We start from the raw sequence: 13,931 nt of genomic DNA, 5'->3' as shown, positions 1-13,931 counted from the left end.
CCAACCTCATTTCCGTCGAGGCACAAGCGGCAGGCCTTCATCGGTCCCCTGCCATTGATGAGGACACAGTTGTCAGAACGGAACTAAGGGTTAGAGCTTGCGTTTCTAGCTGTTACGGGAGCAGTAACTTTGCAAAAATTGTCAATCGAGCAGCCGACCTCATCGCTTCCTGTTGAGGACCGCTATCGCGTGCTCATCGATTCTATTACCGATTATGCTGTGTATCTTCTGGATGCAAACGGGATCGTAAGCAGCTGGAGCCCGGGCGCGCAAAAATCCATGGGGTACAGCGCAGTCGAGATCATCGGCCAACATTTCTCAGTCTTCTACAGGCAGGGGGACAGGGCCGCAGGGTTGCCCGAGCGTGCGCTGAAAACGGCCGCGGTTGAGGGTCGGTTCGAGGCCGAAGGGTGGCGCGTTCGCAAGGACGGCACGGAGTACTGGACGCACGTGGTTATCGATCCCGTGCGTGGCGCCGACGGCTCAGTGGTCGGATTTGCCAAAATCACCCGGGACCTGACTGAAAGACAAAGCGCTCAACAGGCACTGAAAAGCAGCGAAGAACAGTTTCGAATCTTGGTACAGAGCGTAGCCGATTACGCCATTTACATGTTGGATCCGAAGGGATTTGTAACCAGCTGGAACCTTGGCGCGGAGCGGATCAAAGGCTACAAGACCGACGAGATTTTAGGCGAACATTTTTCGCGCTTCTATCTCGAGGCTGACCGAAAAGCTGGGCTTCCGGAAGAGAGCCTTGCGATCGCCGCCAAGGAAGGACGTTTCGAGCGGGAAGCTTGGCGTTTGCGCAAGAACGGAACGACGTTTCTCGCCCATGTGATCATCGATGCAATCCGAAATGACAGCGGGGAACTGATCGGCTTTGCCAAAATCACCCGCGATGTGACCGAACGCAGCAAGGCTCAGAAAGAGCTCGAGCAAACCCGCGAACAACTCTTCCAAATCCAAAAACTGGAAGCCATCGGTCAGCTCACCGGTGGGGTCGCGCACGACTTCAACAATCTTTTGATGGTGATCCAGAGCAGCCTATCGATGATACGGCGGCGCCTATCCAATGATCCGAAACTGGTGTCTCTCCTGGACAACGCTTTGCAGGCTGCGGAGAGGGGCTCTTCGCTAACCCAGCGAATGTTGGCGTTTGCACGCCGCCAAGACCTTGATCAACAAACGGTCTCTGTTCCTGAACTCGTGCGTGGCATGACGGATATGCTTGAACGGGCCATCGGTCCGTCTATCCCTGTTTTGACCCAATTTCCCCTGTCGCTGCCCAGCGTTGTGACTGACCCCAACCAGCTGGAGTCGGTACTTTTGAATCTTGCGGTCAATGCACGAGATGCGATGCCCTCTGGTGGGCCACTCGTCATTAGCGCTGAGGCGGAGGAGCTAGACGCTTTCAATCATCACAGGCTCAAAGCAGGCCGATATGTCCGATTCTCGGTGAAAGACGTTGGCCATGGAATGGACGCCGAAACGCTGGCACGGGCGACTGAGCCCTTCTTTACGACTAAAGGCGTTGGCAAAGGGACGGGTTTGGGCCTCGCGATGGCGCAGGGGTTTGCGGAGCAGTCAGGAGGCCGCCTTGTCGTTCACAGTCAACTTGGTGCCGGGACGACGGTTGAGATTTGGCTTCCCGCAGCCATGGCACCTCAGCCTCAGGTCGAAAAGGCCCAGACGCCACCACAAAACACGTCAAACCGGCATGCGATATCAATCTTGGCTGTTGACGACGACCCGCTTGTCCTGATGAACACGGTCGCAATGCTGGAGGATCTGGGCCATGCGGTGTTGGAGGCAAGCTCTGGCACGCGGGCGCTTGAGATCTTGAAGGGTGAAGCGAAGCTGGATTTGCTGATCACTGATCACGCGATGCCAGGTATGACAGGGGCCGAGCTCATAGAACTGGCTAGGGCCGAGCGTCCCCATCTTCCTGCGATTCTAGCCACGGGCTATGCCGAACTTCCATCCGACACACAGACAAGTGCCACCCGCTTGGCCAAGCCCTTTTTTGATGATGACTTGGAAAAGGCGATGGATATCGCCCTTCGGCGGTGAAGCCTCCCGCTTCAATGGTGAAGGTGGACGCGTCTGATGAATATCCCGCATGGCCAGCCCAGCCGCTTCTGCGATCTTGTCAGCAGACAATGCGCTCGCTCCGCGGATCACCTCCGCGAGCTGTTACGCTGGTGCTATAATGTGCCGGAAACTGTCAGACAGAAAGGGGATATCGCATGCCCGGAGTCACTCGCCGCACGCTTCTTGCGTTCGCCGCCGTCGCGTCTGTCGTTGAACCATCTTTAGCGCGGAGTGGGGCTACCGCACCGAAGTTGCAGGCGCTCATTGACGCCCATCAGGTCGCCTATGATGCGCTCCATCAGGTTGTTCATAGCGCGGGCAGCACCTGGAACGATCGCGAGATTGCAGACCGAATAGAACAGCAAGCGCTGCTGGCCATATGTGCCCATCCCGCGACCGGCACGGGCGAGCGTCGAGTAAAGGCAGAGTACCTATTGAAAATTGAAGCGCGTGGCGAGCTCGACCTTGAAGAGCACATGCAGGCTCTCTTGCACTCCATGCAGAGTTGATTGGGGACACAGTCCGATGCGGGCCTTCATGCGAGGCGAAGGCTATTTTCGGCACGCCTTTGCTGCGGAAAGTACAGGCAATGGCTTGTGTGGCTCCGTGCCTGCGACAGCACTATGCTGCCTTGATCCCAGCCGCGGGCTGGCCGGCAAGCGCTGCCATATCGCCGTCTTCGACAAACTCTAACAGCAGACCATCGTTAACCGCCGACACCGGCCTTCGCTTGCGCCAGGCACACCCCGTGCTGTCAAACTCAATGGGTGCGCAATACAGGGCTGCGAAACCTAACACTAAGCACTCTGCATCAAGGGCGGTGAAACCTTCATCCGGTTGCTGGGCTCGAATGCGCTCCGCCATTACCGGTACGTTCACGATCCCGTACTTTCGAATCTCGTCCACAACCATCTGGTTGAGATCATCTCGCAGGCTTGTGGAATATTGCATGGTCAACTCCTGTCCCAAGGACTGGGTTTTCCCTCGGATGTGAACATGCAGCCGAAATAATCTGAAAGCAAGTAAATTCGAAAATAATATATAGCTAAATCAATAAGTTAGTAGGTTACGCCTTTGGATGAATTTGATGATGGTGAGTAGGGCATGCATCAAATGTATTTGACGCCTTTGGAACCTACGCGCCCTTTAGGTCTTATGAGGCACACGGGTAAGTTACTCATTTCACTCAACGACCAATTGGAGGCAGCTGTGGCGGATAATCTTGAGCGACCAGAACGTCTTCAGGTCATGCTCAACGCTAAGGAATTCACGGCGCTCGATACCTGGCGCTTTCAGAAACGCATGCCTAGCAGGGCTGCTGCGGTCCGGGAATTGCTCAGGCGTGGCTTGGCTGCGGAAGGATTTCTGGAAGCTGAAAGCGGGTCCCGTTCCGCAGATTTCGGAATATTGGACAGACGTTCCACCAACCCAGACGATTGACCGAGAGACCTGAATGGCCGTGGCGAAAAAGGACCAGGAGCGCGCCGGCTATGCGTGGATGTATGGCGCGCAAGCACGCAAGGACGGCAAGGACAGAGCCGTGCCTGACTATTGGCATGATTACGCCGATGCATGGTTGCAGGGCTTTGATGGAGAGTTTGGCGCGGGTGCGGTGAAGCCCAAGCCTGTAAGTGATGAGCTTGAGTCGGAATTCGATGAGGCTGCGCTCAGCGAGCAGCCGAGCGACCCGTGACCGTATCGCAACGCTTGCAATTCCAATCAGACTTCCCGAGCGTAGCGTAACAACTCGGCCGGCCGTCAGAGGCATCGCCGCATCGACCAGAGCGCCGTCCTCCATAGCTTGTTCCGTTTGGTAAGGCCGCTTCGCTGGTGTGCTTTTGGAACCAAACCCCAGTTTGAACCGTAGTGGTGCGCAATGGGGGACATTCACAAATGAGTATCGGTGCGGTTTTGGTCGTTGAGGATGAGCCGCTCATCCTGCTTGACGTCGAGACGGCGCTGCAGGAAGCGGGTTTCGAAGTTATAGCCGTTAATGACGCCGAAAAGGCTTTGGCGGCGTTCGACGCGGATCCAACCAAGTTCAAGGGCCTCGTTACCGACATTCGCCTGGGAATTGGTAAATCCGGCTGGGAAATAGCGAGGCATTTGCGCCAGGCCAACTCGAGCATCCCCGTCGTCTACGTGAGCGGCGACAGTGCTATCCATTGGGGCGCCGAGGGCGTCCCTGAAAGCGTTATGATCACCAAGCCATTCTTCCTGCCCCAGATCATCACCGCCCTATCTACGCTGATGAATGCGCAGCCTGCCCCTAGCACCAACGATCCTGATGACTAGGTTTGCCAGTTCAAATGGCCGCATTGCACGACCAGCGGATCGCTCCTTCGCTTGGATCTGAGGGTTTCAACTTGTTCGGGCTGGCGCTCGCCTCGCAAGGCCGAGTGCTGCCCACTGCCGTCCTTGCGAAAGCGGGGACACCCGGTTTCGACCTAACTTCACGAAAGGCATCCAATAACGCGTTGAAACGTTGAGACTGACGTCAGCGGGCAATCAACCGGATTCGACACCGGCTGGCGCAATCTCGGAGATCAATAAAAATGGATATCCCCAAGGGAGCGACCGTAGCCGTAGCTGATGGCGAGAAGCTCAATTTGTTTCGCAATTCGGGAGACGAAGCCAATCCCAGCCTGACTGCCGCAGCAGTTGAGGACGTGACAAACGAGAACAAGGGATCCGGCGCCCGGCATCAGAGCAGCTCCGCCAACCCGGACAACAGCCGGATCGAGGAAGATAGCTTCGCAGCCGGAACTGCCGACCTGCTCAACCGCCAGGTTCTTGGCGGGCAGATCGACAATCTGATCATCATCGCCGCGCCCCGAACGCTTGGCGAACTGCGCAAACACTACCATCAGAAACTGTCAGCTGTGCTCATCGGCGAAATCGCCAAGGATCTCACGGGCCATTCCACCCAGGAGATAGAGAAGGCAGTTGCCGCCGCCTAGGCGGATCGCTCGTGCCGCCCCGGTGTTGCTACGGCTATGGTGAAAATAAGGATACCTATTATGAAAAAATCCCTTGGATGCTTCGCAGCAGCAATGCTCTGCGTCGCATGGCCCGCACAGGCCGACGATGGCGCGTTTCTGAAATCATTCGCCGGGAGTTGGGTTGGCAAGGGCACGGTGAAAACCGACGCCGATTCCAAGCCCATCAAGATCAATTGCAAATTTGCGTCCAGCGCTACAGTGAGTTCGCTGTCACTTGATGGCAAATGTACAGGCTACGTCGTGTTCTCGCGAGCTATCGGCGCCGACGTCAAGACAAATGGCGAGACATATACGGGCACTTATACCGGATCGAGCACCGGCCCGGCTGGACTCAATGGCAATCGTTCAGGCGACGCCTTGGTGCTCGGCATTCGTTGGGCGAAAGAAGTCAATGGTGACCGGGCTGCGCAGTTGAAGCTGGAGAAGGTTGGCGACAACGGGATGCGTCTGACGACAACCGACAAAGACCCATCCACCGGGAAGAACATTGTTATCAGCGAGATCAACCTGAACCGGCCGTAGGATTTAGGTGGTCCACCGCTGGTTCGCCGTCATTTGACGGATCATTTGACGGGCAGCTCCAGGCTATTAAACGGCTGGACATGCAACCAGAATGGCAGTGACGGGTTCTTGCTATGATTTTGAGCAGGGCCGGCTGCGACCGCCGTCCGAAGGTGGCCAATTTTCATGGACGTATCGGTTTCTCAAACCGCAGACGACAACATCAAGGCCGGCAAGAGCGGCTTGCTGCTTGTTTCGGACAACTATGACGCCTTCGCTGTGCGCGTGCTGGCGGCACGGAGCGCAGTGCGCACGCTCGACCTCATGTACTACCTTTGGCACGATGACCACACTGGCCGTTTGTTACTGCAGGAGGTTTTTCGAGCCGCTGAGCGCGGCGTGCGGGTGCGCATGCTCCTTGACGACGTCAATCCGCGCAAAAACGATGCTGCCTATTGGGCGCTGAACAATCATCCAAACATCGAATTGAAGTTGTTCAATCCGAGCGGCATCAGGAGCGGCCGGATCATGCGTGGCGTGGAAGTGCTGTTGCGGCTCTTTGCACTGACACGACGGATGCACAACAAGGCTTGGATCGCCGACGACAAGTTTGCCATTGTCGGCGGGCGCAATGTTGGCGATGCCTATTTCGATGCGGCAGAGACCAATTTCCGGGACCTCGACATTCTGCTCATGGGGCCTGCAGTACAGCAAACGGCGGCGATATTTGATGCCTTCTGGGCATGCGTGGAATCCAAGCCAATCAAGACACTTGGTTCAGCGACGGAGCATGAGCAGGTCAAACGGTTCGAAGTGAACGAGTCCGAAACCGAGTCAAAATTCTTGAACGGCATTGGGGACCGAGGCTCTGTCGTAGAGTTTATCGCGGCCGGCAACGATGTTCACTGGGTGGAGGGTGTGCGGGTTATTTCCGATCCACCTGAGAAGGTTCGTGGTTGGAGACGTCGCAGCTGGCTTATGAAAGAGCTGCGCCCCATCATTCAATCGACACGCAAGTGTCTGGAAATTGTGTCTCCCTATTTCATCCCAGGCAAAAGGGGTTCAGCGATCCTGTTGGACCTCGTCGGCGCCGGCGTTGAGGTCTCGGTCCTGACCAATTCCTTGGCCGCTACGGATGTCGCCGCGGTCCACGGTGCTTACGCAAATTACCGCAAGCGACTGCTGAGGAAGGGCGTCAAACTTTTCGAGCTTCAACCCTTCAGCCGTCAGCCGTCAATCTCGGTGTTTGGTTCAAAGGGCGCCAGTCTGCATACGAAAGCATTCACCGTTGACGACAAGATTGGCTTCGTCGGTTCCTTCAATTTCGATCCGCGGTCAGTGTCTCTAAACTCGGAAATGGGCGTCCTCTTTGAGGATGCGAGATTGGTTGCTGAGCTGCGGGATCGATTCCAGTCAGAGATATCTCCGGAAGCGAGCTATCGGCTCGAACTCAAGCACAATGTTCTGCACTGGCACGGCTGCGACGAAGGCAAAATGCAGGACTTCACGCATGAACCAGAAGCCGGGTTCTATCGCCGTATCCTGGCGGGATTGGTCCGTTACCTTCCGATTGAATCTCAGCTTTAGCCCGCAGCACAAGATTGCAACGCGGGGAGGTGGTCGGGGCTCCACCTGACAGTGCCGGCGGACGTCGGCGGCAGGCCCGGCATTCGGATTTTACCCGCAACGGTCAGCAGGCCATCGACGACTTTTTTCGAGTTGACCGTGCGGCCGACTTTCCATTTGTCATTGATCTTGGACACGCGAACAGTCTCGCTGGGTTCGCATCCACAGTAGTTCAGCTCTTATTTAGTTCCGCCCACGAGCGATTAACGAGCCACGTTCGAACAGCCCGAGAAGCGGGCCTTCGCTTCCGTAGATGGGATCCTTGCGTGGACGGCCAACCTTGGGGATCGTCGCGAGTGCATCCTTGTGCTGCTCGGCAGTCGTGCATTCGTCGTATGTTCCAAAAGGCGGATACGCGCCGACGACCAGGAAATCGCCGGATGCAGACAGGCATTGGTGACCGGTGCCAGCCGGCAGCACCGCCACATCGCCGGGCTTCAGGGACAGCGTCCGGCCCTTCTTGCCGCCAAATTGTACCTTGGCCGTGCCGCGCGCGACGCCCAGCACCTCGTGTATCCGCGAATGGTAATGAACGTACGTGTAGATGCCATTGCGCCAGCTATCGCCCCAGCCATTGGCTCCGAAGAGCGCTTCCATGACGGCGGCAGGATCGAATTCGTCCGGCAGCCTCACGGCGCCCCGATAGACGACCAGTGGCCAAGCCGGATGATTGGGCACCAGGCCATCATCCTTGAATCGGAAGGCATTTGGTTTGCGCCCTCTGACGAGACCCGCGAGATCTTTCTTCTCCGGTCTCGCAACACCGGTGATCTTCTCGACGGCTCTCTTCGCGCTCTCCAGAATGCTCATAGCGGAAGCCTCTCGTTGGGACTGGGCGCGCCTGAGCCCTAGTAGTTCAGACCAGAGTGACGCGATGTCTGGAGCGTCTCGGGGATCCTGGCCGGGGTCGGCCATCTCCGCCGTCATCTCGCTGGCCCAGAAAAGCCGTACCCGCTCACCGTCGCGCTTGAACACGACCAGGGCTGGGTTTTCGCTGCCATCGGCGTTGATCAGCTTGAGGTCATTGGCTTAGTCGTCGCCGACTGTCTGGACGAAATCCAAATCGCGCCACCCACGTTCCTGCGCGAATGCGATCTGCCGCTCGACCGGGCTGCGTCCGAGTATTTTCAGGCCGACGCGCTGCTTGATGTCAGCGGCATTTCCATTCACCGCGCCCAGCCAGTTCGTGCACATCGGACACGGTCGCGCGCGCTGCGGCCCGAATACCCAAAAATAGGTTACCAGTGTGTCCTTGTCGCCGAAAAGCTCAAGCAGTCCGAGATCGGCGCTATTCGCGTCCTTGAAACGATAATTCTTCTCGATGACCGGTCCATCAGGCAGGCTTCTGCGCTGCTCGGCCACGCGGGTCATATGCCGACGGAATTCGATCTCGTCCTTCAACAACGCCTGTCGAGCCTTTTGGTATTCATCGCTCGCGCCAGGAAAAGGTGTCCGGGCTTTTACCGCCAGTGCGTCGGCGGGCGTGAGAGTGCCGCCATCCATGAGAAATCTCCAACATGTCCGCCGCGAGCGCAGTCTGAATGCAATTTTGGGCAGTCAGCAAAAAAGTCAACGACGCATCCGACGGTATCCAATGCAGCTCCAGCCGGGGCCATCGGCAGTTCCGACTAGCGTTCAGTTGTTGATCCAGACTTTGCGCGGCGCGCCTTTTCAGGGATCAGTTTCCTTTCATTGGCGTGGAGGCCGCGGATGAACTCCTCCAGATAAGGAAGCACCTCAAACAAAATGACCAGGATGATGATTGTGGCAATGTAGGCCACGGGCAGGGGCTCGGGCTTCCAGGCCAACTCGAACCGTGCGGGTTCGTCGCCATAGCCGAACAGCGCCTGGAACTGCCCCCAGTGAAGCGAGACCACGTTGACAATCCCCATCAGCGGGATCATCTCCAGGAAACTGTGCACGTGCTGCTCGATGGGCGACACGGTTCGAGCCGTGGTGGCGTAGCTGACGTCCCACATCGCCGTTGCCTCATGCAGCGCAAAAGCCACCAGCATCGTTGCAATGATCAACGCGTTGATTTCCAGAAACATCGCCGCCAGCAATGGTATGCCCACCTCTGCAAACATCAGAAGATGGATGACGGACTCCTTGGCGCCGGTGGTCAATTCGATGTGTGACGCGCGGTGGCAGAGCCAATCGGCGAACCCTGCGATTAGCCACAGCGGCAGGATGAAATACATCAGGATCAGCACGGTCGGATCAGACAACATCTTTGAATCTCCACGACGGTGGAACCTCTTTTGAACCACCTCCGTTGTGAACTAACTCAAAGAGGAGTGAAGACCATGCCACGAGGCGGAAAATCCAAATATACGGACAAACAGGAGCGCAAGGCCGACCACATAGCCGAGGGATATGAGAAGCGCGGCGTATCGGAAAAGGAAGCCGAGCGGCGCGCATGGGCGACCGTCAACAAGGATGATGGAGGCGGCAAAAAGGAGGGTGGATCGGGTCGTGGCAAGCATACGGGCCACCCAGCAGCTCACAAGGGTGGCGAACTGGGCGGCAAGGCGTCAGCGTCGCGCTCGGCGTCCGCCAGATCCGCCTCTGCAAAAAAAGCCGCGGCTACAAGGTCGCGCAACGGAGGTCACGCGGACAGATAGCCAGAGAACGATGGGGGACCTTTGGAGACACGGCGCCGAGAGTCAGGTTCCCTGCTTTCGATGCGACGCCATTGGCCCCGTCGAACATCCGCGGAGAATTGGTAGGGCGCCAACTCCAACTCAACGGAATCTGCCACTTGTCTCCCGGGCGCTTCTCGATTTCGTATGTGAGCCCGCGACAGAACATGCCGAGGATCGATGCTGCGCCGACAAGCAGGCAGGCGACTAACAGCGGGCTTCTTGAAGCGCTCGACCAACTGACGATGGCGAGCATGGGGTACTCGTCAATCAGCCAGATCGCATCACACCCGGCTCCTCGACAGGCGGCTCGCCAACCGCATCTTGAGCGGCGTCCGGATCATCCGGCAATACATCAGAAAAATTAACTGTGGCGACCAGATATCCGGCTTCATCATAGACCCTGGTAATCGATCGTGATTGCTCGGTACCAGGATCCGCCACCATTGCTGCGCGTGCCTTTTCGATCGCTCTCGGACTCGCCATGTCGGCGCTGGCTAGCTCCTCCTCGAAGGCGGTTGTCTGGCCATATGCTGTCGTCTCAAAGCGAAATTTTGGCATGGGGAACCTCCTGTTCCTGTGCAATGCCCGTGACCGGGTTGCGTTCCAAGCGAAACAGAATTGGTGGGAAGCAATTAAGACCGCCGCGACTGCAAGAGCCTTGTCGCCATTGCAGGGGGCTTGGCTCTCGCCTCTTTCAAACGCTTGAAGCGAAGATAGGCTACCGCCGCGTAGTCACACCGCGTCCGGGATGGTCCGTTGCTGCGCAAAATGACCTCTGCCGTCTCCTTGGATAGGCCGTGCTTGTCGGCGAAAAAATTCAGGTCGTAGGGGCATATGTCTGAATTCGGGTCGCTGCTGGTCGTTGGCTTTGCCATAGCACCTCCTTTGCTGCCAGCTCGTCACTTCGCAAAGTCGGCAGGTTGCTGCTCTTGGTGCAGACTGAATTCGTGGACACTTCCGCCCTCGTCCACAACTCTGAACCAGTGTTCCTGCAGCGCCCGTGGCGAAATCACCTTTCCTGTCACTGCCTCGACGGCCGCTAGGGCATTTTCGGCATCTGCGTCGTTTGATGTGACGACTTCTTCGCCATACAGCTCTTCCACCTGATATCGCGCCATGTCTTTACCTGTTGCCGAGCTGTTTGGCTTCACGCTCCAAGGTTTCACGGTTGTTGCCGTGCTTCGCGATTAGCTCCCGGACCTGTAGGGTTGAAAGGCCAAACTTGCTTGCGAAATAACCAACCTCGTATTCCTGGTCGCCGCTGACCTGAGCGCGGTCCTGGTAGCCAATGTTATACTTGTCGTCCGTCATTTGAACGTCCTCCACAACGCCATCGCATCTTCGAACGTGCGCAATCACAATTGGTTTCAGCGGCGTGCAAATTCTCGTCTGACACTCGCGGTTTGTGCGCCAGTCCATGCGCTTAGCGAATGTCGAGGCCTTGTTGCCCGAGCGATTGAAGAAGCGCCTCAGGGCGGGCTGCAAGGGCATGAGGCGCCCGGTCTCGCGAGGGTCAAACTGGCTCACCATCCGTGAGAAGGATCGGTAGCGCGTCGAGCCACCAAGCGACGACTGGGATCGATTGAGGGTCGAGCCGCCAGCCAGAGCTTCGTCGAATTCCGGCCGGGTCTAGCTCGTCGCAGGGCTTCGAGGCTCTGGGCAACGGGCTTGTCGATTTGCGATACGAAGTAGCAGTAGCTGAGGCGACTGGCGACGCCCCCGGTCCGAGGCAGGAATATTCGTTTTCGCCAGGAACTGGTTGCTGTTGGCCGAGTTCAATTCATGACAACAGGAGTGAAAAATCGTGAACACGCCAATCACCAACGACCTCAGCGGAGCCTCTAGTGGGAATGAATGGCCGGACGAGACCGAGACCGGTCAGACCGGCAATAGCAAGGAAGCACTCGGCAAGTTGAAGTCGAGCGCTGCCGAAACTGCAACGCACCTCAAGACCGCAGCCGCCTCGGTTTCGACTGACGCGAAAAATTACGCCGGCTCGGTGGCATCGGATGCTGCTGGAGCGTTCAAGGAAGCGGTGGAGTCGAACAAGACCGCGGGCGCGGATGCGATTGCCAACATTGCCCACTCGGTCAGGGAAGCCGCCGACGGCATCGAGAAGCAATCGCCGCAGGTTGCAGGCATGGTCCGCAGCGCCGCGGAGGGCGTGGAACGGATTTCATCGGATATCAGGGATCGCAACGTGGGCGAATTGCTGGACTCGGTGACGAAATTCGCGCAGCGACAACCGGCCGCCTTTTTCGGCGTCGGCATCCTGGCCGGTGTGGTTCTCACTCGCATCATGCGAAGCTCCGATCGCTCCTGAGAGGAAGAGCACTCCAAATGGATGATGGTTCCGATCGCCGACCCTTAGGGAGCGTGTTCAGCGAAGGGCTGAGCCAGTTCGCTTCGCTGATGCGCCTAGATCTTCGTCTTCTCCAGGCGGAGATGAAGGTCAAGACGACGACGATCGTCTCGTCGGGTGCATGCGGCATCGCCGCATTAGCACTCTTTGTCCTGGCAGCGTTCGCGATGGTCCAGTTCCTAATCCTCGCGATGATCCATGTCGGCGTAAATCCGATGCTCGCTTGTCTGGCGGTCGGTGTTTTGCTGGGGGTCGGCGGCGTGCTGTTGCTCTATTCTGCCAAGCGAGCGCTGGTGGGATGGACCATCACACCGGTCGAGACCGTCAACCAGGTGCGCACCGATATCGCAGCACTAAAACAGGGGATGCGTTTTGGCTCAACCCAGTGAAGAGATGCGAGAGATCATGCTGCAAAGCCGAGCAGAACGGCAGGCCTTGTTTGAGCCTGTCAGCGAAATAAGCCGGCGGCTGCAGCCCCGAAATCTGGTCGATGCGTCGACCCGATACGCGAAGCGGAAGGTTGCGAAGGTCTTTCGCGGTGTGTCCGACGCCGTGAAGGATAATGGCGGCGCCGCCGCAGCGGTCGCGTTGGGCGCGGTTGCGGTGTTTGACGCCGGCAGGCGAAGTGCCCGCAGTCCACGAGGCGCCGATCATGACGCTGTCGACCTGGTTACCGGCGCCACCCATTCGGACGCGGCTTCAATTCGTTACGAAGCCCATACGCACAAGGCAATCACAAACTCAACGCGTGCGAAGGTGCTTGCTGGATCTGCAGGAGGCCTGTTGCTTGGACACATTATCGGCAAGGCGTTCGAGCCCACAGCAAAGGAGCGCGCCCTGTTCGGCAAGGCTGGAGCTGAAGTTCAGGATATCGCGGACAAGTTTATCGCTGAACATGCTTGGGGCGCGAAATTGGCCGCCGCACAGGCCTTCGGATTTGCCAGATACGCCGCTGCATTCCTGGCCGTATTGACGGCAGCCAGCGACTATCTCGGCCGCGCGGATGAAGACGACGATCAGCCAAATCGCTGATCGGCAGTGACGAAAGTGGTCATCACTGAACAATTGAAGGAATTCCCATGCAGATTGTTGGAATCAACATTGGACCGGCGGCCGCGCCCTCCGGCCTGCCTCTGGTTCGAGTGGTGTTTGAAGGTGAGGGCGGGGAATCTGTCGCCGTCGAAATGGCGCGAGGCGAAGACGCCGACGGCGCCCTCGGCGCAATCGACCGTGCAAAAGCCCTGCTTGTCCAGACCGCAACGTTCGAGATGCCTGTCGACGGGAACGGCGTGTCGGATGGTTCTGCGGAACGCGACGATGACCACTCGGGGGAGACCAATATTTACACGTTCGAATATCGCGATAGGGACCAGGCTCGCCAGGTTCCCCCTGCCGAAATGCCAAGTTTTGAGGCCGCTCGTGCCGAAGCGATCCGTTGCGCAATCGACATGCTGGTCGATCTGCAGCCCGGCGCTGACGATCTGACCGGATGGCTGGTACGCGTGCGCGACCAGGCCGGGAACGAGCTTTGCGCGATCGACGTCGCGGAGGCCGAAGCCGCCCGGCAGGCCAAAGACAACACGCCGCTTTGAGGCAAACTGACAATTGCGGGCCAAGAACCTTGCCGCTGGCCATGGGCGGGATCGGTGGGCGGATGACCGCCAATGGCGGCGGCGACAGCGGTGATGATTGTCCGGCTCTGCG

At 57.9% G+C, this 13,931-nt stretch carries 21 protein-coding genes; 13 read left to right on the top strand and 8 right to left on the bottom strand.

The genetic code is table 11. The features are described 5' to 3' along the window. Positions 1 to 129 precede the first annotated feature (129 nt). A complete protein-coding gene (locus AC1DXM_RS07590) occupies positions 130 to 2,070 on the top strand; it encodes a hybrid sensor histidine kinase/response regulator (protein ID WP_477232505.1) in 1,941 nt (646 codons plus the stop codon). A 176-nt stretch (positions 2,071 to 2,246) separates the two neighbouring features. Next, positions 2,247 to 2,600, top strand: a complete 354-nt coding sequence (locus tag AC1DXM_RS07585; RefSeq protein ID WP_477232504.1) for a hypothetical protein — start codon at positions 2,247 to 2,249, stop codon at positions 2,598 to 2,600. Between the two features lie 112 nt (positions 2,601 to 2,712). Here AC1DXM_RS07585 and AC1DXM_RS07580 read toward each other — a convergent pair whose 3' ends face one another. Further along, on the bottom strand, positions 2,713 to 3,042 hold the full coding sequence (locus AC1DXM_RS07580) for a hypothetical protein (protein WP_477232503.1): 330 nt from the start codon (positions 3,040 to 3,042) through the stop codon (positions 2,713 to 2,715). A 297-nt stretch (positions 3,043 to 3,339) separates the two neighbouring features. On the opposite strand from AC1DXM_RS07580, the gene AC1DXM_RS07575 reads away from it, so the two are divergent. The 6 genes from AC1DXM_RS07575 (at position 3,340) to AC1DXM_RS07550 (ending at position 7,181) form a co-directional block, all read left to right on the top strand. Continuing rightward, on the top strand, positions 3,340 to 3,531 hold the full coding sequence (locus AC1DXM_RS07575; protein WP_210328143.1) for a hypothetical protein: 192 nt from the start codon (positions 3,340 to 3,342) through the stop codon (positions 3,529 to 3,531). 13 nt (positions 3,532 to 3,544) lie between these two features. After that, positions 3,545 to 3,784 carry a hypothetical protein gene (locus tag AC1DXM_RS07570; RefSeq protein WP_192252064.1) on the top strand — a complete coding sequence of 80 codons (240 nt, stop codon included), beginning with the start codon at positions 3,545 to 3,547 and terminating at the stop codon, positions 3,782 to 3,784. A gap of 200 nt (positions 3,785 to 3,984) precedes the next feature. After that, the gene (locus AC1DXM_RS07565) at positions 3,985 to 4,386 is read left to right on the top strand and encodes a response regulator (protein WP_203278803.1); all 402 of its coding nucleotides are present in this window, start codon (positions 3,985 to 3,987) and stop codon (positions 4,384 to 4,386) included. 260 nt (positions 4,387 to 4,646) lie between these two features. Next, a complete protein-coding gene (locus tag AC1DXM_RS07560; protein WP_477232502.1) occupies positions 4,647 to 5,051 on the top strand; it encodes a host attachment family protein in 405 nt (134 codons plus the stop codon). A 60-nt stretch (positions 5,052 to 5,111) separates the two neighbouring features. Beyond that, positions 5,112 to 5,615, top strand: a complete 504-nt coding sequence (locus AC1DXM_RS07555; RefSeq protein WP_477232501.1) for a hypothetical protein — start codon at positions 5,112 to 5,114, stop codon at positions 5,613 to 5,615. 165 nt (positions 5,616 to 5,780) lie between these two features. Further along, entirely contained in the window at positions 5,781 to 7,181 is a 1,401-nt protein-coding gene (locus AC1DXM_RS07550; RefSeq protein WP_477232500.1) for a phospholipase D-like domain-containing protein, read from the top strand. Here AC1DXM_RS07550 and AC1DXM_RS07545 read toward each other — a convergent pair. The 4 genes from AC1DXM_RS07545 to AC1DXM_RS07530 all read right to left on the bottom strand — a co-directional run bounded on the left by AC1DXM_RS07545 (position 7,178) and on the right by AC1DXM_RS07530 (position 9,451). Then, positions 7,178 to 7,357, bottom strand: coding sequence for a hypothetical protein (locus tag AC1DXM_RS07545; RefSeq protein ID WP_477232499.1), 180 nt, complete (start codon positions 7,355 to 7,357; stop codon positions 7,178 to 7,180). The genes AC1DXM_RS07550 and AC1DXM_RS07545 overlap by 4 nt on opposite strands. Positions 7,358 to 7,403: 46 nt before the next feature. Beyond that, entirely contained in the window at positions 7,404 to 8,030 is a 627-nt protein-coding gene (locus AC1DXM_RS07540; protein ID WP_477232498.1) for a cupin domain-containing protein, read from the bottom strand. Positions 8,031 to 8,249: 219 nt separating this feature from the next. Beyond that, positions 8,250 to 8,723: a DUF899 family protein gene (locus AC1DXM_RS07535; protein ID WP_477232497.1), complete on the bottom strand. Its 474-nt coding sequence runs from the start codon at positions 8,721 to 8,723 to the stop codon at positions 8,250 to 8,252. 125 nt (positions 8,724 to 8,848) lie between these two features. After that, the gene (locus AC1DXM_RS07530; RefSeq protein WP_477232496.1) at positions 8,849 to 9,451 is read right to left on the bottom strand and encodes a diguanylate cyclase; all 603 of its coding nucleotides are present in this window, start codon (positions 9,449 to 9,451) and stop codon (positions 8,849 to 8,851) included. 75 nt (positions 9,452 to 9,526) lie between these two features. Here AC1DXM_RS07530 and AC1DXM_RS07525 point away from each other — a divergent pair, with 75 nt between their 5' ends. Beyond that, positions 9,527 to 9,844 carry a plasmid stabilization protein gene (locus tag AC1DXM_RS07525; protein ID WP_477232942.1) on the top strand — a complete coding sequence of 106 codons (318 nt, stop codon included), beginning with the start codon at positions 9,527 to 9,529 and terminating at the stop codon, positions 9,842 to 9,844. A 288-nt stretch (positions 9,845 to 10,132) separates the two neighbouring features. Here AC1DXM_RS07525 and AC1DXM_RS07520 read toward each other — a convergent pair whose 3' ends face one another. From AC1DXM_RS07520 to AC1DXM_RS07510, 3 genes are all read right to left on the bottom strand, one after another. Beyond that, a complete protein-coding gene (locus AC1DXM_RS07520) occupies positions 10,133 to 10,423 on the bottom strand; it encodes a hypothetical protein (RefSeq protein WP_477232495.1) in 291 nt (96 codons plus the stop codon). A gap of 341 nt (positions 10,424 to 10,764) precedes the next feature. Further along, the gene (locus AC1DXM_RS07515) at positions 10,765 to 10,983 is read right to left on the bottom strand and encodes a hypothetical protein (protein WP_477232494.1); all 219 of its coding nucleotides are present in this window, start codon (positions 10,981 to 10,983) and stop codon (positions 10,765 to 10,767) included. Positions 10,984 to 10,987: 4 nt separating this feature from the next. After that, on the bottom strand, positions 10,988 to 11,176 hold the full coding sequence (locus tag AC1DXM_RS07510) for a DUF3606 domain-containing protein (RefSeq protein ID WP_477232493.1): 189 nt from the start codon (positions 11,174 to 11,176) through the stop codon (positions 10,988 to 10,990). Positions 11,177 to 11,669: 493 nt separating this feature from the next. Here AC1DXM_RS07510 and AC1DXM_RS07505 point away from each other — a divergent pair, with 493 nt between their 5' ends. From AC1DXM_RS07505 to AC1DXM_RS07490, 4 genes are read left to right on the top strand one after another with little or no spacing between them, the layout of a single operon-like run. Then, positions 11,670 to 12,188, top strand: a complete 519-nt coding sequence (locus AC1DXM_RS07505) for a hypothetical protein (protein WP_477232492.1) — start codon at positions 11,670 to 11,672, stop codon at positions 12,186 to 12,188. Between the two features lie 17 nt (positions 12,189 to 12,205). After that, positions 12,206 to 12,616, top strand: a complete 411-nt coding sequence (locus tag AC1DXM_RS07500; protein ID WP_477232491.1) for a phage holin family protein — start codon at positions 12,206 to 12,208, stop codon at positions 12,614 to 12,616. Then, positions 12,600 to 13,259, top strand: coding sequence for a hypothetical protein (locus AC1DXM_RS07495; protein WP_477232490.1), 660 nt, complete (start codon positions 12,600 to 12,602; stop codon positions 13,257 to 13,259). Before AC1DXM_RS07500 ends, AC1DXM_RS07495 begins: the two co-directional genes overlap by 17 nt. A 47-nt stretch (positions 13,260 to 13,306) precedes the next feature. Further along, complete coding sequence (locus AC1DXM_RS07490; protein WP_477232489.1) at positions 13,307 to 13,819, top strand: DUF6894 family protein; 513 nt, start codon at positions 13,307 to 13,309, stop codon at positions 13,817 to 13,819. The last annotated feature ends 112 nt before the right edge of the window (positions 13,820 to 13,931 follow it).

The sequence above is a fragment of the Mesorhizobium sp. P3_A2 genome, from assembly GCF_056403115.1.
Note: the sequence above shows the minus strand (reverse complement) of the source record. Positions and strands in the feature narration are given on the sequence as shown.